Raw genomic sequence first — 21008 nt, forward strand, 5'->3', positions numbered from 1 at the left:
CGGCCCCGTATTGGCCTGATGCGCCGCCGCCGTTGTTGTCGATCTCATCTGCGGTGACGCTGTGTTGCGCTCGTCTATTAGCGAGGAGCGTGCCAGCGGTAGGGGAAACGAGGACTGGTGCGGGGTAACGTACCAAGTCTTAGCGGCGTGCGAAGCCAAACGCGCCTTTTTGTTTCAAATCTGTACAACGGCCTCGCGCTCCGAGGCCGCTTCGCGGGGTCTGTCGATTCGGATCAACGCCTTGCTGGGATTGGCCTGGCGGGTGCTGGTAGGGGCCTGGTGCCGGGTGTCTCACGGTTGAATCAGCCCATCAGGATGCGTTTTGATACGGCGTCCGGGATGTGCCGGATTTGATTCAGATGTGTTCGACACGCTGCGTGCGGTGGCGTACCGATGAGGTTTTTGGCGACGCAAAAGTCTGAGAAAAACCAACAGTGATTCTGCAGACCAGACAGGTGGATCCGCGCAGCGCGAGGTTTTACGCGCTTCGCGAAGGGGTGGCTAGATCAGGGAGACGTTCAGCCGTAGAACGTGGCGGATATCGCATTGACCGCGCGAACTTCTCCGGCGGGCGCCGCATATGTTGCATCAGCTTTAAACACGGCATTCGATGCGTGTGCAACCAAACCGTCCAGCGGTGTGAGCGGGATGAGCGGCACGACGCAACGGCGGTTCGGTGGCAGATGGAACCAGTCGTGCGCGGCACGGTAGTGTGTGTCAACGATATGAAGGAAGCGCGCAAAACGCTTTGTTTCGATCACGAGCTGCCAGCCGTCGCCGTTACGCTCCGCGGCGACCGTCAAGCCCAGGTCGTGCCGTTCGCCAATGCGACGCTCCGGCAGATGAAACGCTTCCGAAACGATCCGGCCGCTTGCCTTGTCGCGCAGCGTGGCGATCGTCACGTCGTGCGCGCGCGGGCCGAAGCGGTACGCGTGCGTGAAATCGAAGAACTGGCCAAGGCACGCGGCTGCGCTCAAACGCTGTGCGCTATGCGGCGCCAGGTCGATAGCGCAACTTGCGGAGGCGACCTTGACGCTGCCGTCGCGCAGACACAGCAGATCGAGTTGCGCGTGCAATGGCTGTGCGCGCTCATTGAGCAGATGAATGTCGAGCCCGTTGAGGCCCTCGTCGGTGATCATCACCTGAATGGGTTGCAGCGCTCCGGCAAGGCCGTGCAGGGCGCTTTTAGGCCGCCCTGTGGCATCGATCAAGCCCCAGCCTGCGCCAGGTCGCAAATCCTGAAGCTGCCAGACGAGCGCGCCGCCGCATGACGAGCCGGCGCGTCGCCACTCGGCGAACACGTCTGCCATCAATTCGGCGACCACCGCGCGCGACAGGTCCAGATAACGCTCGGGGTCTTCATAACGCAGGCGGGCGGGCTCGACGCCGTACAACGTTTGCAGATAGTGGTCGCGCACGTCGTCGAAATCCCAGCCTGCGCCGGGGTCGCGCGGCACGGCGGCCTTCCAGCGCGGATCGTGCAGATGGATCGTGCCCAGCGCGTCGCGCAAGGTGGCGTCGTCGGGTACGTTGGCGAAAGCGAGGCATTCGGCGGCAAAGCGCACTTGCGAGCGGCGCACGTCGTCGAGCGGACGCTGATAGGCGCCCACGCCATAGTAGTGAGTGACACCCTCGTTAGTCGAAAACGGCCACGCGCCTCCCGACGGGGAGTTGCTCACATATGGCACGTCGGAGCGCTCACGCGCGACGATGGCGGGCAACTGTTCGGTAAAGAGTGGTTGCGCGCGCATTGAAGGCGGCAGGCCGAACATGGCCGCCTGCTGGTCGACTTCGCTGCCGCCGCACAATACCGCGAGCGAAGCGAAGCGTCGTGTGCGCGTGAGAAACTGGGTGGCCTCGCGCTCGATCGACGCGCGGAATGCGGCATCGTTCGGGTAGTCGAAATTCGCCAATGCGAAGTCTTGCCAGACGAGCATGCCGTATTCGTCGGCAAGCGCGTAAAACGCGTCGGACTCGTACACCATCGTGCCGCCCACGCGCAACATGTTCATGCCCGCATCGCGGGCGAGCGTAAAAGCGCGACGCAATTGCGCTTCACTACCGCTCAGGGTGACGAGGTCCGCGCTGGTCCAGCATGCGCCACGGCAGAACACGGGCAGGTCATTTACGCGCAACGCGAAGCCCATGCCGTCCGCGCCATGCTCCACGTCAATGCTGCGAAAGCCGACCAGACCCAACGCGTGAGATATCGCGCGCCCGTCATCAAGCTGCAACGACAATGCATATAAAGTGGGTTCGCCGTGCGTGTGCGGCCACCAGCGCTGCACGTGCGGCACGCGCACGCTGCCGGTCAGTGTATATGAATCGCGCCATTGCAAAGACGAAACAGCATCCCCGCATTTAAGTGAGGCGTGGCAGTTCGCATCGTGATGCGGATGCAGGAAACGTAGCGTCAACGAAACAAGGCCGTCGTCGCCGTCGAGCCGGCTTGCTATGTCCACGGTGTCGAATGCGTGGGGCGCGTCGCTCAGCAGTTCGACGGGACGCCATGGGCCGACCGCCTGCACCGAAGGACACCAGCCAGGCATATGGCCAAGCAGGGTGGTGCGCACGTTGCGCAAGGTGGGCGGCGATACGAGCCGGGGCCGCCAGCGCGCGCGCGAACGTTTTGCCGCCAATGCCGGCGCGAGAGAGCGGAAGCACAGCGCGAGCGTCGCGTTGCCGTTCAGTTCGATGTCGAGATCGTGCGCGACGAACATCGAATCGGAGTCGAGAAGCCTGATGCCGCCGAGCCAGACTTCGGCGAGCGTGGCGAGCCCGTGCAGGCGCAAGCGGCGGTTGCCGGCGCCTTCGAGTGCGAGCCGATACCAGTGATCGTCGAAGGCAAGCGGCGGCGGATTGGCGAGGTCGAGAAGACCTGCGGCACGCCGCGCGCTCGCCACGGTGCCCGGCACTTGCGCGGCGAGCCAGCCGTGCGCGGGCAAATCGGCGGGCGACGCGCATGCGCCCGCCGCCGTGCTCAAACATTCCCAGCCGATCTCGAGGCGCTGCGGCCAGAGTGTTTGCGATGCCCGCGCCAATGCGGCATCGGTTTGAACGGCATCGCCAGAATCGCCGGCTTCGTGAAGAACGTTCGCGAGTTCGCCGCTCGCATCGCCATTGTCAGGCACCAGGTCGATCGTCAATGCATCCACGGCGAGTTCCCGAGAAGTCCGCGAAGCCGTGCGCGGAGCGTCACAGCACCAGCGCGGCGAGCGGCGGCAGCGTCTTTTCGTAAGCGCTTTCGAGCACGTCGAAGCAGTCTTCGCACAGATCGCGGCGTCCGCGCGCAATGGCCCGCACGAGCCGGAACTGCATGATCATCGACTCCGACGCGATGCTCTGCGCCGCGGCCGGAATCGATGCCGGAATCTCGAAGCCTTGTGCGGAAAGCCACACCAGATACTTCGAGAGGAACTCGAAGTTCGCGCCGAGCTGCCGCATCAGGTTGAACGAGTACGGGTGGAAGAATTTTTCGCCGCGTTCGAGCAGCGTATCGAGATGCGCGGGAAACGCGGCACGCCATGACGAAATCGGATTGGTCAGCGGCCGGCGCCCCAGGTGCGCACACAGTAATTCCGCCGACGCTTCCGCCAATGCGGTGCCTTCGAGCGCGGGCCGCGCCTGCTTGGCGAACTCCACGTACGGAAACAGCAGGTCGGGCTGCTGCGCGAATTGCGGCAGCTTGCGAAACACGCCGTCGTAGTCCTCACCGTCGAGCAGGTGATAGCCGGTGTTGTGGAAATAGCCGAGACGGCGCGCGGCGGGATCGATGAAGTCGATGCCCACCGTGGTTTTCGGATGCTCGCGCCGGTACGACGTGGCGCGCGTGTTCGGCAGGTAATAGCCGTCTACTTCCACCAGCACCGTGTGGCCGCGTGAAGTCTGCGCGAGCACGCGCGCTTCGAGCGAATCGTAGATGGCCAGTTCCTGCACCTGGGTGCCGTAGAGCCGTTCGAGGTCTTCGAGCGGAAACTTGAAGAACGTGAACTGATCGCCTTCGAAATCCTGCGTGACGGTAAAGCCGAACGCCGCGCGCGGATCGAGCCCGAAGCCGTGCAGCAGTTCGATCCACAGGTCCACGTAGCAATTCGTTTCTTGCCACACGCGCTCGCCTTGATGCAACGCGTGTGGCGCATGCTCGCGCAAACGCGTGGCGGGCGCGGCCGGCGTGGCCGCGGCAACGCCGCCCGCGGCGGACAGATCGACGCGCCGGGTCAGCGGGAAGGCGGTGTGCGCGCCGTTCGGCACGGGTGTCAGCGACGGATTCATACGCGCTCTCCGGCGTCTTGCGCCGCCACGCCTGTTTCTGTCTGCATGGACGCGATGCCGTGCGTCACGCGTGCTTCGGTATCGCCCCACAGCAGCGCGCGCACGTCGTCCGGCCAGGCGTTTACATCGAGCCCGTGATGACGGAACAGCGCGAGCGTGATGCGTTCCATGCCGAAGCCGACGCAGCCCGTATGCGCAACCGTACCGTCGTCGCACTCGATCTTCCAGATCGCGCCGAAGTGTTCCATGTGATAGTTGAACGACAGGCAAGCGGTCTTGCCGCGCGGGTCGGCCACCGGAATCAGCAGTTCGAATTTCAGCGCCTGGGCGCGCTGGCTGTCGGCGACGATCTTGCCGCCGCGGCCGAAGAACGGGTCGTTGGCGAGATCCACTTCGACCGGCAGTTGCAGCAGTTTCACGAGCAGCGAGCCGCGCTCGATCCACATCTGGCGGAATGCCATCACCTGTTCGCCGCTGCCGAGGCGCACGTATTCGCGCTGACGGAACATCTGCATGCGGCCGGGATCGAGTGACGGCTCGTGACGGAAGCAATACGACAGCACGTCGATGGTGCGGCCGCCGGCGGGCAGCGGACCGCGTCGCGCCATCACCGGGTAGATCGGATAGCAGGCGGCCGGCGTGAGCACCACGCGGGTCGGTTTCTGCTGCGCCATCCACGAGTCGCTGCGGTCGTCGTCGCTTTCGGTCATCGCGTCGTCGAGCGCGCGCAGCAGGCGCCGGTGGCCCATGTCGTCGCCGCAGAACGAGTGAATCGTGCCGGCCAGGTTCGGGAAGCTCTTCAGATACTCGCTGTCTTCGAAGTCGGTGCGGCGCATGGCGGGCGGAAAGCGCAGCACTTCGGGCTGCTGGTCCGCGCCCAGATGCGTGATCGCCACGTTCAGACGGTCCACCACGTCCTCGAAAATCTGACTACGGCCGTACAGGCCGTTTTCGCCGGTATCGATCAACAGGCCCGCGGCCAGCAGTTCGTCGCGAAAGCCCGGCGCTTCCGCTGCCTGAGCGGCAGCGGCGAGGGCGGCGGTATCGGTCATCGTGTTCATGTCAGGCTCTCCCCGGGGCGGCAGGACGTTGCGCGAGCAACAGGCTCGCGGTGTTCTGCGCAATGCGGTCGTTGTTGATCATTAGCGGCGCGGAGTACAGGTCGCGTAAATGGCGTCCCACGCTGTACGGTGTGCCGTTCTTGTAGCCCGCCATGCCGCAGATCATCAGCACTTCCTGCACGACCTGCAGCGCGGTGGTGGAGATGCTCGTCTTCAGCGTGTTCATGTCGGAGGCGAAGCCGAGCATGGCTGCGAGCGGCGCATCGGCTTGCGAGCCGCCGTGGCGTGCCTGGTGGGCGGCGCGCGCCGCCTCCAGCGCGACCGCGAGGCGCGCCTGCATCATCTGCAGCAGACCGACCGCTTCGGCGAGACGCAAGCCGGCTGGCGGGATCGCACCGGGCTTCGAGCGCGCCTGCGCGCGAAAGAACACTTTCGCGCGATTCACCGCGTCGCTGGCCACACCCGTCCAGACCGAGGCCCACAGCGTGTGCGAAACCGGCAGCATGGTCTGATCGGCGATCTCGGCAAAGGGCGTCGGCAGGATCTGTTCGGCCAGACCCGTGGCGACGAGCCGGAAGCCCTCGCTGCAGGTGCCGCGCATGCCCATCGAATCCCAACTGCCGCGCTTTTCCAATTGCGTGTCGGCGCGCAACGCGACGATCAGCACCTGATCCGCCGCGGCCGACTCGGCGGTGCGGCGGGCCGTGACCAGAATGCCGTCGGCGTGTGCGCCGTAAGAGATCGTCGGTGCGAGCTTTTCGATGTGAAAGCGCGCAGCGTCGAGCTCGACTGCGCATGCACTGGTGCGCATATTGCCGCCGATGGTTTCTTCGGAGGTGGCCGAAGCCAGCAGCCATTGGTTCTCGACCAGTTGCGCGAGCAACTGCCGGTGCCACGCCGAGTCGCTGCCATGCGCCTCGATGCAGGCCACCTGGATCTGATGCATCGCATACACCATCGCGGTGGACGCACAGCCTTGCGCAAGCGTTTCGCAGATCGCGCCGACGTCCGCGAGCGACAGCCCCGCGCCGCCGAATGCGGCCGGCACCATGGCCGAAAGCAGGCGCTCGCGTTTGAGCGCGTCGAACGCTTCGCGCGGAAAGCGTGCCTCACGATCCACCGAATCCGCGAACTGCGCGGCCACTGCGGCGCAGCGTTGCGCCGCCGCGCGCCAGCCGGGTTCGGCTTCGACCGCGCTCAGCACGGCCGGCGGGTCGCCTTCGTCGAGGGCCGGCACCTGGGTAGGGGCGAGCGAAGCCGCCGCATCCAGCAGCGGGGCGTTCATGCTGCCGCCTTCGCCTGTTGCAGTTCGGTTACCGCGGCGGCCATCGAATCGATGCTCGAGAAAAGCCGCCGCGTCAACAAACGGTCTGGAATTTCAATGCCGAATTCGTCTTCGATGGCCAGCATCAGATGCACGGTCGCGAGTGAGGACAAGCCCGCGGCGTACAGGTCGGCGTCGTCGGCGAGGCTCTCCGGCGCGACGTCGAGGCGGGCCGATTCGGAAAGGATGCGTCGCAATGCGGTTTTCATGGTGTGGTCCCCCAGTTGTTCAACGGTCTCGAATGTCGCGGACATCGATCGAACGCACGTGATCGTTTTTGTGTCGATTGCGCGCGGCGCTTGCCGGCGTGGTCGATTTGCCAGCGGCGGCGCGGTCACAGTGACTGCGTGCGGTTTCAGGCGGCGCTTTGCCACGCCGTGCCCGATGTCCCGTATTTAAGAATTGTCAAAGCCTAGCGTCAGTGCGATGGCGCACGGAAACACGCGGTTTGCGGACGTACCGTGTAGCCATCAGAACGGACCGGCGCAGGCAGCCAGGCCGTCGAAGCCGGCGCCTAAAGCCGGTCTCGTTGAACTTATTGACCGCTGGGGAACGTGATGAACTGGAAAACGCTGGAATTCGATCAGCTTTCGGCACGCGAGTTGTATCTGATCCTGCGGGCGCGCAGCGCGGTGTTCGTAGTCGAACAGTCGCATGTCTGTCTGGACGCCGACGGCCGCGACGAAAATGCGTTGCACGTGTTCGCGGTTGAGGACATGGCGCGCTCCATGCCGATTCTCGCTTACGCACGCGTGCAGCCCGGCGACGCGGAAGACCCGGAGATCACCATCGACAAGGTGCTGACGAGTCCGCTGCGACGCGGCGACGGCACCGCCGAACTGCTGCTCGAACGCGTGCTGCAGGCAATCGCCGAACGTTGGCCGGGACATGCCACGCGTGTCAGTGCGCCGCTCGGTTTGCGCGGCTTCTACGAGCAATTCGGCTTTCGCAAGACGGAAGGACCTTATCTCGAACATGGCGTGCCATTCATCGGTCTCACACGCCAGGCGCGCGTCAGTCAGCCGCTCTTCGGCGTGCGCCGCCGCGAGCGCGGCGCCGCCGTGCTCGTGAATACGTTCGAGTTGCTGTGATGGGGCGAATGCTCGTCACGCCTTCCAGCGCACAGCTTGCACTCGCGAGACCGACGCCGGACATACCACGCACTTCGCCGGGCGCGGCACCTGCTTTTGCCGCGCCGGCCTCCGGTGCGCGGGCGAGGGGCCTGCGCCATCCACTGCGCCTGCCGCTACTGCTATTTGCGGTGACGTTGGGCCTGGTCGCGCTGCATCAGGGCAGGGTGGTCGAATACTTCTTTCCGCTCGGCGCATTCGGCATTGCATTGTTGTTCTACTGGCGCTCGCCCGCGCATTACCTCGGCTTCGTCTGCTGGCTGTTTTTCCTGACGCCGGAAGTGCGCCGTCTTGCCGACTTCGTCAACGGCTCGTTCAACGATCAAAGCCCGATCATGATCGCGCCTTTGCTCGCGGTCGCGCTCACAGGCCTGACCCTGCTCAAGCACGTCTCGCTGCTGGGGCAGCGTCGCGCGGCGCCGCTCGTGCTGATCGTGATCGCGTTGCTGTACGCCTATGTGGTCGGCATGGCGCAGGTCGGTCCCGCTGCCGCGACCTACACGCTCATCAACTGGCTGTATCCCGTGATGGTGGCGTTTTATCTCACGGTCACATGGCGCCACTATCCCGACTATCACCGCGTGTTGCTGAAGGCATTCGTTTATGGCGGACTCCTGATGAGCGTGTACGGCCTCGTCGAATTCGTTTCGCCGATGCCGTGGGACGCCTTCTGGCTGATCGCTTCGAAAATGCAATCCGAAGGGCAACCGGTGCCGTTCGGCATGCGTGTGAGCAGCACGATGAATTCGTGCGGCCCGTTCGCGGTCACGCTCATGACGATTCTGCTGATGTCGCTCGCGGCGCGCGGCAAGGCGCGCATCGTGCTGGGCTGCGTGGGCATTCCCGTGCTGCTGCTCACGAGCGCGCGCAGCACGTGGGGCGGTTTTGCGATCGCGATCGTGTATTCGTTCCTCATGCTCGACGGCAGGAGCCGCATGCGGTTGATGGCCGGCGTGCTTGGGCTCGCCGTGATGGCCGCGCCGCTGATGATGATCGATCAGGTTGCCGAACCGGTGATCCAGCGCTTCAGCACGATGCAGAACCTCGGCGAGGACAACAGCTATCAGGCGCGCGCCGAGTTCTACAAGAGCTTTTTCTCCTCGGCGTTTACCGATATCGCGGGACAGGGGCTCGGCACGATCGGCCTTGGCACCAAGCTCTCCGACGACAAATCATCCACGGCGAGGGTCGATTTCGACAGCGGCCTGATGGAAGTCCCCTTCGTGATGGGGTGGCCGGGCACGCTGCTCTATGCCACCGGCGTATTCGTTTTGCTCTGGCGCGCGTACCGGGCAAGCCGGCTGCATCCGACCGACCTGCTGGCGATTTCCGGTGTGGGCGTGGCGGTAGCGATTTTCTCGATGATGATTTTCATCAATACGCTGACCTCCGTATCGGGGATGTTTTTCTTTCTCGGTGTGACGCTGCCCGTGATTTCGCTGCGTTATGCGCGTGAACGGCAGGGCGCGGCCGCCGTTGCTTCACTACGGCACAACAAGATATCCAGATGAAGGACACAAGGATGCGGATTCTGATCGTCACCCACGTCGTGCGAAAAAACGACGGCCAGGGGCGGGTCAACTATGAGATCGTGCGGGCGGCGCTCGCCGCCGGTCATTCGGTGACGCTGCTCGCCGCCGAGGCCGCGCCTGAGTTGGTGCAGCATCCTCACGTGCGTTTCGTGCAGGTTCCCACCAGCGGTTTGCCGACCAAACTGCTTCAGTACCAGATGTTCGCCTGGCGTTGCGGCGCATGGATTCGCGCGCATCGCGACGAATTCGACGTGGTGCATGTGAACGGCTTCATTGCGTGGGCGCGTGCCGACGTCAACGCCGCGCACTTCGTCCACGACGGCTGGTATCGCTGCGGCTTCTATCCGTTCAGGCTGCTGCACAACCTGTATCACGCGTACCAGGTCGTCTACACGTTGCTGAATATCCTGTGCGAAAAGTGGGCGTTCCGGCATGCCGAGGTGATCGTGCCGGTTTCGCAGAAAGTGGCCGGCGAAGTTCGCGCGCTGGGCGTCGGCTCGGCACGGGTGCAGGTGATTCACAACGGTGTCGATGTCGGCGAGTTCACGCCCGGTACACCGGAGCGGGCCCGTTTCAATCTGCCGCAAGCGCCGTTCATGCTGCTGTTCGCCGGCGACCTGCGTATGTCGCGCAAGAATCTCGACACCGTCCTGCATGCGCTCGTACGCACGTCCCCCGAAGTGCATCTCGCGGTCGCCGGGATTCTGCACAACAGTCCTTACCCCGCGCTGGTGAAATCGCTCGGACTGACGCAGCGGGTCCACTTCACGGACATGGTGATGGACATGCCCGCGCTGATGCGCTCGGTCGATGCGTTCGTGTTCCCCTCGCGCTACGAGCCGATGGGGCTCGTGCTGCTCGAGGCGTTGTCCGCCGGATTGCCGGTCATCACCGTGCGCACCGCGGGCGGCGCGGAAGTGATCGCACGCGGCAGCGGTATCGTGCTCGACGATCCCAACGACGCCGCCGCGCTTGCCGTGGCGATCGAGCATCTCGCCAGAGAGCCGGATTACGCGCGACGCCTTGGGCTCGCCGCGCGCGCGGTGGCCGGCACGTTGAGCTGGCAGGCGATGGCTGAGCGCTATCTGTCCGTTTACGAACAGGTGCATGCACGGCGCGCGGCGCGCGAGCTGCCGGCGGCGTGCACGACCGCATCGGCGGAACTATGAGCGATACGTCGATCGAATCGCTGCAAATCGGAATGCACTGGTTCAACGAGAGGCCGGGTGGCCTTGACCGCATGTTCAAGGCATTGATCGATACGCTGCCCGAGCATGGCGTCAATGTGCGCGGCATGGTGGCCGGCACGCCGGGCGTGTTCGATGCGTCGGGCGGCCGCGTGCTGGCTTTTGCCGGCGCGCAGTCGCAACTCGGCACGCGGCTGTGGGGTTCGCGTGTGCAGTCGCGTGCGCTGCGCGCCGCGAAGATGCCCGATGTGGTCGCCTCGCATTTCGCGCTCTACGCGGCGCCGACTGTCGGCGTGTTCCGGCGCGTGCCGAAGGTCGTGCATTTTCACGGACCATGGGCGGCCGAATCGTTTCCGGGCGGTGGTGGCGGCTGGTCGCGCGCCATGCGCGTCGCGCTGGAGCGCTTCGTCTATCGCAGCGGGACGCGGCATATCGTGCTGTCGCAGGCATTTGGCCGGCTGCTTCACGAGAACTACGGCGTGCGTGAGGACAGCATTCGTATCGTGCCGGGCTGTGTCGACGTGGCGCACTTCAATACGCGGGCGACGAAGCGCGAGGCGCGCGGGCGTTTGCGTTTGCCTCAGGACAGGCCGTTGCTCTTTTGCATGCGGCGTCTCGTCTCGCGCATGGGCCTCGAAGACCTGATCGACGCCATGGCCCTCGTCAAGCCGATGATCCCGGACGCACTTCTCATCATCGCCGGCAAGGGACCGCTGGAAGCTCAGTTGCAGGCGCGCATTGTTTCGCGCGGGCTGGAACGTAATGTTCGGCTGGCGGGTTTCGTCGCCGACGAGAAAGTGCCGCTGTGGTATCGGGCCGCCGATCTTTCGGTGGTGCCGACGGTGTCGCTCGAAGGCTTCGGGCTCACCACGATCGAATCGCTCGCCGCGGGCACGCCGGTGCTGGTGACGCCGGTGGGCGGCCTGCCGGAAGCGGTGGCGCCGCTGTCGTCCGAACTGGTGCTGCCGTCGAGCGGTTTCCGCTCGCTCGGAGAAGGGATTGCCGACGTCCTGCTCGGGCGCCGCGTGGTGCCGGATGCCGAGGCGTGCCGTGCGTATGCGAGCGCGCATTTCGACCGGCCGGTGGTCGCCGCGCAGGTTGCGCGCGTCTATCGCGAAGCGATCAGCGCATTCTGATACGCCTGTGATCATGCGAAGCACCGCACGCAAAACCTTCGAGCGCCTGGTGTGCGTAATCGCCGTGGCCTTGCCTGTGCTGGTGGTGATCGGCCCCGCTGGCTCGGGATGGACGATTCACGGGCCGGCGCTGAGTACCGAGGCGGCGGCAGCCATTACCACTCCCAACGCAACCGCAGCCGCAACGACCGTCGCCGCAGCCGCGGCCAGCCGGCCCGCCGCCGAAGTACAGGCGGCATCCGCCCATCCTTCGCTATCCTACCGAACCTCGTGGATCGGCAATACGTGGGGTTATGCCGATCATCGCTGGATGCAGATCGACGTGCAGGCGCTCGCCGTCACGCCGGATGGCGACGTATTCACGAACGCGCCCTGGGACGAAGGCGGCGGCGAACTCGGCCAGTACCGCAACGGCGAGCTGGTGCGGCACGGCGGCGAGTCGCATGGCTGGGGCATGATGGGGGGCGATGCGATCGCCGTGAACAGCGAGTACGTGTACGTCGCGCAAACCATGGTGAGCCTCGGCAACGAAGAGGCGAAACACCGCGCGACCCCGCGCGAGGGCGAAGTGTGGACGGGCGTGGCGCGCCGCAGCCGGGCCGACCTACGCGACGGCGTGCCGTTCGCCGGCCAGGTGAAGTTTCCCGCCAGCAGCCGGCTCGCGTATCTGTTGATCTCCACCTATTCCGACAAGACCGACTACGCGGTCCGCGGCCTCGCCGCGGACGACACGCGGCTGTTCGTTTCGAACCTGCTCGATAACCGCGTGCAGGTGTACGACGCGCAAACCATGCAAGCGGTCGGTGCGTTCCCGGTGCCCGAGCCTGGCCGGCTTGCGCTCGCTTCCGACGGCTCGTTGTGGGCCATTGAGAACAGCCGCACGGACAGCGCGCGGCGCGTCGTTCACCATGCACGCGATGGCGCCCGTCTGGGCGAACTCGCATTGCCCGACGGCGTGGTGCCCGTAGACCTGACGGTCGACGCGCGCGGGCGCCTGTTGATCGCCGACAACGGCGTGCGCCAGCAGATCCTGATCTTCACGGCGACGCCCGGCGCGACGGCGAGCGCCACGACTCAGCAAGGAGCGGGCATGCAATTGTCGGCGAGCTTCGGACAGGAGGGCGGCATCTACGCGGGCCGGGCCGGCGCGCCGGGGCCACGGCGCTTCAACGGGCTGACGGGAGTGGGCGTGGACCGCGGCGGCAACGTCTATGTGTCGATGAACGGCGCGGGTCCGCGCCCGTTCGGCACGGGTCCGAGCACCTACGACGGCGCGCTGCTCGAAAGCTATACGCCCGATGGCAAACAGCGCTTCAGTCTGCAGGGACTGTTATTCGTCGACGGCGCGCAGTTCGTGGATGGCGAGCCGCCTTCGGTGTACAGCGGCAGCAAGCGTTTCACGCTCGATCTTTCGCGGCCACTCGGGCAGGAGTGGGCGTATGCCGGCTACACCGCGGACCGTTTCCGCTATCCGTACGATCCATATTTTCATCTGTATCTCGGCGGCCAGCGGGGCATGCCGATGGTGCGCGATGTGCGCGGTCACCGTCTGCTCTTTACGACCGATATGTATTCCTCGTATCTGCGGATCTATCGTTTCGCCGACGACCGCGAGACCGCGATCCCCGCTGGGCTCTTCGCACAGTCGCATATCGACGGCGCGTGGCCGCCCAATCAGCCGCGGCAAGGCGAATGGATCTGGCGCGATACGACGGGCAAGGGCGACTTCTCTCCACAGGCATTCGACCAGAACATTCGCAACGCCGACGCTCCGCCAATGCGCGGCTGGTGGGTGGATAGCCGCGGCGATATCTGGCAGGGCACCGAATCGCAGGGTATTCGTTGCTTTCCGCTGCAGGGGTTCGATCGCATCGGCAATCCGATCTACCGCTACTCGGCGATGCGGCAGTATGCGCCGCCCGCGCCGTTCTACCGGGTCGCGCGCCTGAATTATTTCCCCGATGAAGACAGCATGTTCGTCTCCGGCTCGACACCCGCGCATCCGTTCGTGCAGGAGAACTGGAATGGCGCGGGTTCGCAGTTGGCCCGCTATGACCACTGGAAAAGCGGCAAGCCCGTGCTGCGCTATGTGATCGGCTTGCCCGATCGCGGCGCGCCGGACTGGTCGTCGATCAGCGGCTTTGCCGTGGCGGGCGACTACGTGTTCGCCGTCGAAACGCGCGGCGCCGTGGTGCGTGTGTACGACCGCGCGAGCGGACGCGATATCGGCCGCCTCTCGCCGGGCAAGGAAGTCGGCTCGACGAGCGGCTGGGTCGATGTGCCCATGCCGATGACTGCGCATCGCCTCGCCTCGGGCGAATACCTCGTGCTGGTGGAAGAAGACGCCTACGGCAAGGCGCTGATGTACCGCTTCACGCCGCCCTCGGCGCCGCTTGTCGCGGCTGCCCCTCATTCAACGACTGTCGCGCAGACTCCATGAAAATCATTCACCTCGCCAATCACGCGCAATGCGTCGGCAATGGTATCGTCAACGTGATGGTCGACCTTGCCTGCCTGCAGGCGCGCGCCGGCCACGACGTGACGGTGGCCTCGGCGGGCGGCGGCTTTGAAGCGCTGCTGGCGCGGCACGGCGTGCGTCACGTGCGGTTGCCGCAATCGCCCAGACCGTCGCGTGTCGCGAGCATGGTGGCGGGCTTCAGACGGCTGGTCGCGCAGGTCGACCCCGACGTCGTGCACGCGCACATGATGACCGGCGCGCTGATCGCTCGCGTGAGCGCGCTGCGGCGGCGCTACGTGCTGATCACCACGGTGCACAACGAGTTTCAGCGCAGCGCCACGCTGATGGGCGTCGGCGATCACGTGGTGGCGGTCAGCGATGCGGTGGCCGCGGCGATGGCGCGGCGCGGCATTGCGCCGGCGCGCCTGAGTGTCGTGCGCAATGGCACGATCGGCACGCCGCGCCTCGCCGACACGCCGGTGCCCGCGCAACCGCAACTGGCGCATCCGTGCGTCGTCACGGTGTCGGGCATGTATGAGCGTAAGGGGATCGGCGATCTGCTGCATGCCTTCGCGCTGCTACGCGAGCGCGTGCCGCACGCGCTCCTGTATCTCGTCGGCGACGGTCCGGATCGCGGTGCCATGGAAGCGCTGGCTCGGCAACTGGGTGTCGCCGCGCAGGTGCGTTTCGAAGGTTTTGTCGCCGACCCGCGTGCGTATCTCGCGCAGGCCGACGTGTTCGTGCTCGCCTCGCACTACGAGGCGGCCGGCCTCGTGCTTTGTGAAGCGCGTGAATTAGGTCGGGCGATCGTGGCGACGCGCGTGGGCGGCATTCCCGAGATGCTCGACGGCGGCGAAGCCGGCGTGCTCGTGCCGGTGCAGGACCCGACTGCGTTGGCACAGGCGCTCGGGCATCTGCTGAGCGCGCGCGATGCGCATGCGGCGCTGTCCGCACGCGCGCTCTGCAAGCTCGACAAATTCAGCGTGCAGCAGGTGAGCGACGGCTATCTGTCGATATACGAACGGACTTTGGCGAGCTGCCAGCCGCGCCGCTTTGCGAGCATCGCCACACGCGGTATGACGGCGGTTACACGAGTAGTGCCGGACACTGTCACGCTCTCGAGCTCGATCTGAAAGAGAGGGCCGCGCTCAGCAGCGGCCCGCTTCAGTCCTATGGACTAGCTGGTGGTGGACGGCGTAAAGCGCGCCCAGAGCTTGCCGACCAAGCCGCGAAGCTCGCTCGACCCGTGCAACGATAGCCCCAGGTTCGCGAGGGCTAGCACGAGTGCCGCGACGATGAGCGTCGGCACCGCGCTGATCGAATCGGCGAGCGCGACTGCTACTAGCAGGAACGCGAGGTGGGCCAGCATATTGCGTACGATGGACCACACGTGCAGCCGCGCGAACACCAGCAGCACCGCGTAGTCGAATAGCGCTTTGAGCGTGACGACGACACCCGCGCCCATGATCCCGAACCAGTGAATCCCGCACCACAGCGCGCCGGCGAATACCGGCAATTCGAGCCAGCTCACCGTGGCGACGGCGGCCGGGCTGGTCTGCGCCTGGATCAGAATTCCTAGAATGCCGCACTGGCCGCTCAGCCATACGCCGAGCACGAGCACGCTGGCAACCGGCGCGGCGGCCGCGACCGTCGGCCCCAGCCAGAGCAGGAGGAAAGGCTTGAGTGCGAATAGCGCGACGATCACGCACGGCGTGAACGCGCCGTTGAGAAACGCGAGAGCGCTATGCGCCAATGCGTCCGCATCCGCGCGGGACACGGCCGACAGGCGTGGGAACAGTGTGCGCACCATCGCGATGGGCAGCAGATTCAGGCGCGTAATCAGGTTCTGCGGCGTTGCGTAATACGTCACGTAGCGCGCGCCGAGCAGCGCGCCCACCAGCACCCGGTCGAGTGTCGACGCAATCATGTTGGCGCCGGAAAACATCAGCATCCAGCGGCCATAGCGGAAGAGTTCGGTCATCACATGCCATTGCGGCATCCGCACGCGGCGAATCCCGAGCGCGCGAAATGCGGCCGCGCCGAGCATCAGGCCGGCCACGAGGCGCGCCACCACAGCCGCCGGAATCACCACCGCGAGCGAGGGCGAGAAGCAGAAGATCGCCGCTAGCGGCAGCAACTGGAACAGCGCGGTGCCCAGTGTCTGATTGACGTTGAAGCTGGTGAAGCGCTCCACGCCGTTGATGGCGCCGGCAAACACCCATGAGACGTTGGCGATCGGCACGGCCACGGCGATCCACGGCAGGCTCGCCATCACTTCGCGCTGGAAGGCCGGTTCGATCTTCACGCCGTGCGTGATATAGACAACCGTGCCCACGTAAATGAGAAGGCCGCCCACAATGCCGGTGCCCAGATTCATGAACCACGCGCTCCAGAAGATGCGCTCGATCGAATCGTCCGTGGCGGCGCGTGCTTTGGAGATCTGATTTTCGGTGGCGAGACTCGTGCCGAGATCCAGCACGCTGAAGTAGCCGATCAGGGTCCACACCAGATTGATCACGCCGTATCGTTCGACGCCCATCAGGTGAATATAGGCGGGCACGGTGACGAGGGAGATAAACGTTGGAGCGATCGCCCCGGCGAAATTGATGACGATGTTCCTGACGATACTTCTTTCCATGGTGCGCTTTTCCGGCGTCTGAATTCCTGCAATGGTGTGGTCCGTTCTGGCCGCTGTCGGTGCGCAGTCGCACCCTGCAGCGCGCTTGACACGACGGTGTCGGCCCGTCGCAGGTTTCGATATTGCCCTGGCCCCTGGCGCGTCTATGTGTGTGCCCGTACAGATACTTGCCATCCGGCGAGGTTAAATGCAAATCATCAGAAGGTAATGCCGCGCGGCTGGGTTGTTGCCGCGTAATCATCGAACGGGGTTTGACAATGAAACGTGCCGGATTCGAGCGCCGCTCGTCGGCCAGAATGCAAGGGGACCTGGGCGCGAGCGGTTGGTGGGACATCCATGGCTGAGCGCATCGACGAACAGGGCGGGAGCGGCGCGAGTGGACTGGATGCGCGGCTCATCTCCATCTGCATTCCCACCTGCAACCGGCCTGCGTTGCTCGAACAGGCCATCGACAGTTGCCACGCGCAGGATTATGGCGAGTTCGAAATCGTGATCGGCGACGACTCGACCGACGACAGCGCGCGGCATGTCGTGGAACGCTGCCGCTTGCGCAGCGACCGGCCCATTCGTTACGAACGCAACGTGCCCCGGCTCGGTCAGGCGTCCAATGTGAATCGCCTGTTCGCGCGTGCTCGCGGCGCCCGGCTCGTGCTCCTGCACGACGACGATCTGCTGGAACCGCATGCGTTGAATCGTCTCGATGCATGCTGGCGAACCTACCCCGATCTGACAGCGGCGTTCGGCAAGCAGCGCGTGATCGCCGACGACGGCACGCCGCGCCCCGAAGCCAGCGATCGCCTGAATCGCGATTACCGGCGCGTGCCCGAGCGTGCCGGCCGTTTGCCCATACCGGCGCTGGCCGGCATCGACCAGATGTTCCCGAACAACGGTTTTCTGGTCGATACGTTGGCGGCACGCCGCATTGGGTATCGCCCGGCCGCCGAAGTCGGCGAAGCGTGCGACTTCGATTTCGGCTTGCGGCTCAGCGTGGACGCAACGGCGATCTGCTTCGTGAACGAGTGCGTCTCGGTATCGCGCGAAACGGCGCTGTCGATTTCAACGCATGCGTTACCCGCGATGCACGCGTTTGCACAACTTCGCGAGAGCCATGTTCCGGCTGCGGCACAGGCCGCGCGTGATGATGCATTGCGCCGCGTGGCGCCGCGCGCGGCCTCCGCCTATGCGCGAGCCGGCGAGCCCGCTGCCGCGTGGCGTGTGCTGCTGTCGAAGCATTACCCGATGCGCGACAGACTGCGCGCGCGGTTCTTCTATCACTTGCTGCTCGCCGCGCGCTCGACGTTCGCGTTGCGTGCGCCGCACGGCAACTGACTACGCTGGCCGTTTCCGATCACCCGCATCGAGCGGATCAAGCGGATCAAGCGGATCAAGCGGATCAAGCGGATCAAGCGGATCAAGCGGATCAAGCGGATCGAGCGGGATCAAGCGCATTCGCCGATGAATCGGACTCCGAGACAATGTGGCAGGACGTACATATGAGTCATGTGACGTTTGTTGTAATGCGTTGAAAGGGAGGACCCCGTGAGGAGCATAGCGTGAGGCCAGTAGTCTTCGATGGCCAGTTCGGCTGGTTGCATCCGGCGAGTGGGCCGGACGGGGTGGTGTTGTGCTATCCGTTCGGCTACGACGCACTGTGCACGTATCGCGGCATGCGCAGGCTGGCCGAGCGGCTCGCCGCGCGCGGCATGCCGGTGCTGCGTTTCGATTACCCGGGCACGGGCGATTCAGCAGGCGAGGCGAGCGAACCCGGCCGCTGGCGCGCGTGGATCGACAGCATCAGGCAAGCCGAGGCATTGCTGCGCGAATCGTCCGGTGTCGAACGCGTGACGTTGTGCGGATTGCGGCTCGGCGCCACGCTCGCGGCGCTCGCCGCTCAGGAACTCGGCGGGGTGGACGGTCTCGTGCTGCTCGCGCCGGTCCTGTCGGGCAAGAACTATCAGCGCGAGCTGCGCGCGCATTATCGTCAATGGCTGTCGATTCCGGCTGCGATGGACTGCGTGCCCGAGCCGGATACCGACGCTTTCGTCGAGGCGTACGGCTTTCGCCTCTATCAGGATACGTTGGAGAGTCTGCGTGCTGTCGATCTGACCCGCGACGCACCGCGGCCGGCCGGTCGCGTGCTCATGCTCGATTCGCTGGACCCCGCGCGAGTCGACGCGCTGGCTGCGCATTACCGCGAGCAAGGCGTCGCCGTTGAACGGCAGCCTTTCGATGAGTACAGCAGGTTCATGATGGAGTCGCTCGATAGTGAGATTCCGCAGTCCGCGTTTCAGTCGATAGAGAACTGGTTGGTGGATGGCGCGGCTCATGCGATTGCATCCGGGCGCGCGGGCACGATCAGCGATACCCATGGCAGCGCCCCACACACTTCTAATCGCGAGACGACCCACGTGGTCGAGTCCGGCGTGGTTGAAACGCCGATATGGCTCGACGGCGGCAGGCTGTTCGGCATCTATTGCCGGCCTGAAGCTCACGGCGCCGTTACTGCGCCAGCGGCGCTGCTGCTGAATACAGGCGCGGTCTCGCGAATCGGCAATGCGCGGCTTGGCGTGCGCTTTGCCAGGCGACTCGCGCGACAAGGCATTGCTTCGCTACGAGTCGATCTCGGCGGTCTGGGCGACAGCATGCCATCTTTGGATGCGCTGAGCCTCGACGCGCTGTACGCGCAGTCGGGTGTCGACGACGCCGCCTGTGCGGCGCGCTGGCTGACAGCGCAGGGCCATCGCGGCGCGGTGCTGCTCGGCATCTGCGCCGGCGCTTACGTCGGCCTGCATGCGGCGGCACGCGAACCGGCGGTGCTCGGCGCGGTGCTGGTGAACTTGCAGAAATTCACGTGGCAAAACATCTGCGACGCGCATGGCAAGCCGACCGTCGCGGTCGCGGCTTTTGGTTCGACACGCAGCTATCTGCGCTCGATGTGCGAGCCGCGCAAATGGCTGCGCGTGCTGAAGGGGCAAACGGGCGGATGGCCGGTCGCGCGCGAACTCGCGGGACGCTTCGCGGCGCGGTTCGGCGCGACGCTTGCCGATCGGATCGAACGTATTTGCGGCATTGAACTCGGTGCGCAGGAAGAGCGGAGCCTCCTCGCCGCAGTGGACGCGCACGGTGTCGAGACACGGCTCCTCTTCGGAGTGCTCGACGAAGGCGTCGAAGAACTCGAGCGCCATTTCGGCGTGCGTGGCGCGCGGCTGCAGCGCTTCAGGCACATTCGCGCGGCGTTTTGCGAGCACACCGATCACGCGATCCTGTCGGCCAGCGCGCAGGAAAACGTGATGTCGTATTTTGAAGCGTTCTATCGCGACACCTTCAATGAGCGGCGCGTGCCCGACGCCGTCACCGCCCGCGAGCCGCTCGCGAGGCGCGCCGGTGGGCGACGCGCGCGGGCCACGCAATGGCTTGTCAAGCGTGCGCGCGCGTTTCGTTTATTCGGTCAGGCGTAGTGCCTGCGCCTGAATTGTCGGCTGACGTGTAGACACGGCGTCACGCACCGGCTCGACAACCCGGGCAAGATTCGCTGGAAATAATCGAGGTGCAATCGGGCGGGTATCTCGGTGAAGACGACATCGTCCGTTTCGACGATCAGTACGGTCGCGATCAGGAGAACGGCCATGCAGGCAAGGGTACTTCACGCTGAAACGCCGCAGCCCGCGCAGGCCGCTTTCGACGAGCAGCGCTTTCGCCGTGCATTGGGGCGCTTCGCGACCGGGGTCGTGGTGATCTCGACCGGCAGCGGCGACAGTCTGCACGCGATGACCGCCAATGCTTTCATGTCGGGTTCGCTCAAGCCGCCGCTCGTCGTCGTCTCGGTCGGACACCGGGCGCGTATGCACGAGCGTCTGATGGACAGCGCGTTGTTTGGCGTGAGCGTATTGTCCGAGGCGCAGGAGCCGCATAGCCGCCACTTCGCCGGTGAGCCGCAAAGCTGGCTCGCGCCGCGCTTCGCGGCGGTCGAGGGGTTGCCGGATGTCGTGCTCCTCGAACACGCGGCGGCGCGTTTCGCGGCGCGCGTGGTGGATCGGCATCCGTGCGGCGACCATACGTTGTTCGTCGGCGAGGTGCTGGTGTTCTCGCTGGATGAGCACGCGCCCCTGATTTTTTTCGGTGGACGCTACGGATCCGTGTCGGCGCAGGATGGCGCACTGGACTCGCCGCCGCTCGCGGCGACTACGCGTTGATGCGAATGCCAACCGTCGCTTTCCGCCAGTCCATATCCGCCTCAATCGTTGCAGATCAGACAATTCGTCTCGCAACG

At 65.2% G+C, this 21008-nt stretch carries 15 protein-coding genes and 1 pseudogene; 10 read left to right on the forward strand and 6 right to left on the reverse strand.

The features are described from left to right. Window positions 1-518: 518 nt before the first annotated feature. The 5 genes from AC57B1_RS17730 to AC57B1_RS17750 are packed head-to-tail and all read right to left on the reverse strand — an operon-like array spanning window position 519 to window position 6866. Window positions 519-3155 (reverse strand): glycosyl hydrolase 2 galactose-binding domain-containing protein, encoded by a 2637-nt coding sequence (locus tag AC57B1_RS17730; RefSeq protein WP_496418174.1) that lies wholly within the window; start codon window positions 3153-3155, stop codon window positions 519-521. 40 nt (window positions 3156-3195) lie between these two features. Then, entirely contained in the window at window positions 3196-4272 is a 1077-nt protein-coding gene (locus AC57B1_RS17735) for a DUF1839 family protein (protein ID WP_408343272.1), read from the reverse strand. Next, the gene (locus AC57B1_RS17740) at window positions 4269-5333 is read right to left on the reverse strand and encodes an amino acid--[acyl-carrier-protein] ligase (protein WP_496418175.1); all 1065 of its coding nucleotides are present in this window, start codon (window positions 5331-5333) and stop codon (window positions 4269-4271) included. Before AC57B1_RS17740 ends, AC57B1_RS17735 begins: the two co-directional genes overlap by 4 nt. Window position 5334: 1 nt before the next feature. Beyond that, a complete protein-coding gene (locus tag AC57B1_RS17745; protein ID WP_496418176.1) occupies window positions 5335-6618 on the reverse strand; it encodes an acyl-CoA dehydrogenase family protein in 1284 nt (427 codons plus the stop codon). Continuing rightward, the gene (locus AC57B1_RS17750; RefSeq protein ID WP_408182993.1) at window positions 6615-6866 is read right to left on the reverse strand and encodes an acyl carrier protein; all 252 of its coding nucleotides are present in this window, start codon (window positions 6864-6866) and stop codon (window positions 6615-6617) included. The genes AC57B1_RS17745 and AC57B1_RS17750 overlap by 4 nt, the downstream gene beginning before the upstream one ends. 348 nt (window positions 6867-7214) lie before the next feature. On the opposite strand from AC57B1_RS17750, the gene AC57B1_RS17755 reads away from it, so the two are divergent. From AC57B1_RS17755 to AC57B1_RS17780, 6 genes are read left to right on the forward strand one after another with little or no spacing between them, the layout of a single operon-like run. Next, window positions 7215-7748, forward strand: a complete 534-nt coding sequence (locus tag AC57B1_RS17755; protein ID WP_091794713.1) for a GNAT family N-acetyltransferase — start codon at window positions 7215-7217, stop codon at window positions 7746-7748. Further along, the gene (locus AC57B1_RS17760) at window positions 7748-9298 is read left to right on the forward strand and encodes an O-antigen ligase family protein (protein WP_496418177.1); all 1551 of its coding nucleotides are present in this window, start codon (window positions 7748-7750) and stop codon (window positions 9296-9298) included. The genes AC57B1_RS17755 and AC57B1_RS17760 overlap by 1 nt, the downstream gene beginning before the upstream one ends. 11 nt (window positions 9299-9309) lie before the next feature. Next, window positions 9310-10488: a glycosyltransferase family 4 protein gene (locus AC57B1_RS17765; protein WP_408343282.1), complete on the forward strand. Its 1179-nt coding sequence runs from the start codon at window positions 9310-9312 to the stop codon at window positions 10486-10488. Further along, entirely contained in the window at window positions 10485-11642 is a 1158-nt protein-coding gene (locus AC57B1_RS17770) for a glycosyltransferase family 4 protein (protein WP_496418178.1), read from the forward strand. Before AC57B1_RS17765 ends, AC57B1_RS17770 begins: the two co-directional genes overlap by 4 nt. A 13-nt stretch (window positions 11643-11655) precedes the next feature. Continuing rightward, the gene (locus AC57B1_RS17775) at window positions 11656-14082 is read left to right on the forward strand and encodes an NHL repeat-containing protein (RefSeq protein WP_496418179.1); all 2427 of its coding nucleotides are present in this window, start codon (window positions 11656-11658) and stop codon (window positions 14080-14082) included. Beyond that, on the forward strand, window positions 14079-15233 hold the full coding sequence (locus AC57B1_RS17780; protein WP_496418180.1) for a glycosyltransferase family 4 protein: 1155 nt from the start codon (window positions 14079-14081) through the stop codon (window positions 15231-15233). The genes AC57B1_RS17775 and AC57B1_RS17780 overlap by 4 nt, the downstream gene beginning before the upstream one ends. 44 nt (window positions 15234-15277) lie before the next feature. Here the strand turns inward: AC57B1_RS17780 and AC57B1_RS17785 are convergent, their stop codons facing one another. Further along, entirely contained in the window at window positions 15278-16738 is a 1461-nt protein-coding gene (locus tag AC57B1_RS17785) for an oligosaccharide flippase family protein (RefSeq protein ID WP_496418181.1), read from the reverse strand. Between the two features lie 336 nt (window positions 16739-17074). Here AC57B1_RS17785 and AC57B1_RS17790 point away from each other — a divergent pair, with 336 nt between their 5' ends. The 4 genes and pseudogenes from AC57B1_RS17790 to AC57B1_RS17805 all read left to right on the forward strand — a co-directional run bounded on the left by AC57B1_RS17790 (window position 17075) and on the right by AC57B1_RS17805 (window position 20931). Next, the gene (locus AC57B1_RS17790; protein WP_496418182.1) at window positions 17075-18067 is read left to right on the forward strand and encodes a glycosyltransferase; all 993 of its coding nucleotides are present in this window, start codon (window positions 17075-17077) and stop codon (window positions 18065-18067) included. A gap of 224 nt (window positions 18068-18291) precedes the next feature. Further along, entirely contained in the window at window positions 18292-20196 is a 1905-nt protein-coding gene (locus tag AC57B1_RS17795) for an alpha/beta fold hydrolase (protein ID WP_496418183.1), read from the forward strand. A gap of 36 nt (window positions 20197-20232) precedes the next feature. Then, a pseudogene (locus tag AC57B1_RS17800) lies at window positions 20233-20390 on the forward strand (hypothetical protein); the annotation flags it as partial. Further along, window positions 20365-20931 carry a flavin reductase family protein gene (locus AC57B1_RS17805; protein ID WP_408343296.1) on the forward strand — a complete coding sequence of 189 codons (567 nt, stop codon included), beginning with the start codon at window positions 20365-20367 and terminating at the stop codon, window positions 20929-20931. The pseudogene AC57B1_RS17800 and the gene AC57B1_RS17805, both read left to right, overlap by 26 nt. Window positions 20932-21008 lie beyond the last annotated feature (77 nt).

It is taken from the genome of Paraburkholderia sp. BGA-UO-ETr-F21, from assembly GCF_059567925.1.

Bases quoted from the DNA above. Each gene is read 5' to 3' on its own strand.
- AC57B1_RS17735 (WP_408343272.1), bottom strand. From the start codon at position 4,272: ATGAATCCGTCGCTGACACCCGTGCCGAACGGCGCGCACACCGCCTTC.
- AC57B1_RS17740 (WP_496418175.1), bottom strand. From the start codon at position 5,333: ATGAACACGATGACCGATACCGCCGCCCTCGCCGCTGCCGCTCAGGCA.
- AC57B1_RS17745 (WP_496418176.1), bottom strand. From the start codon at position 6,618: ATGAACGCCCCGCTGCTGGATGCGGCGGCTTCGCTCGCCCCTACCCAG.
- AC57B1_RS17750 (WP_408182993.1), bottom strand. From the start codon at position 6,866: ATGAAAACCGCATTGCGACGCATCCTTTCCGAATCGGCCCGCCTCGAC.
- AC57B1_RS17755 (WP_091794713.1), top strand. From the start codon at position 7,215: ATGAACTGGAAAACGCTGGAATTCGATCAGCTTTCGGCACGCGAGTTG.
- AC57B1_RS17760 (WP_496418177.1), top strand. From the start codon at position 7,748: ATGGGGCGAATGCTCGTCACGCCTTCCAGCGCACAGCTTGCACTCGCG.
- AC57B1_RS17765 (WP_408343282.1), top strand. From the start codon at position 9,310: ATGCGGATTCTGATCGTCACCCACGTCGTGCGAAAAAACGACGGCCAG.
- AC57B1_RS17770 (WP_496418178.1), top strand. From the start codon at position 10,485: ATGAGCGATACGTCGATCGAATCGCTGCAAATCGGAATGCACTGGTTC.
- AC57B1_RS17775 (WP_496418179.1), top strand. From the start codon at position 11,656: ATGCGAAGCACCGCACGCAAAACCTTCGAGCGCCTGGTGTGCGTAATC.
- AC57B1_RS17780 (WP_496418180.1), top strand. From the start codon at position 14,079: ATGAAAATCATTCACCTCGCCAATCACGCGCAATGCGTCGGCAATGGT.
- AC57B1_RS17785 (WP_496418181.1), bottom strand. From the start codon at position 16,738: ATGGAAAGAAGTATCGTCAGGAACATCGTCATCAATTTCGCCGGGGCG.
- AC57B1_RS17790 (WP_496418182.1), top strand. From the start codon at position 17,075: ATGGCTGAGCGCATCGACGAACAGGGCGGGAGCGGCGCGAGTGGACTG.
- AC57B1_RS17805 (WP_408343296.1), top strand. From the start codon at position 20,365: ATGCAGGCAAGGGTACTTCACGCTGAAACGCCGCAGCCCGCGCAGGCC.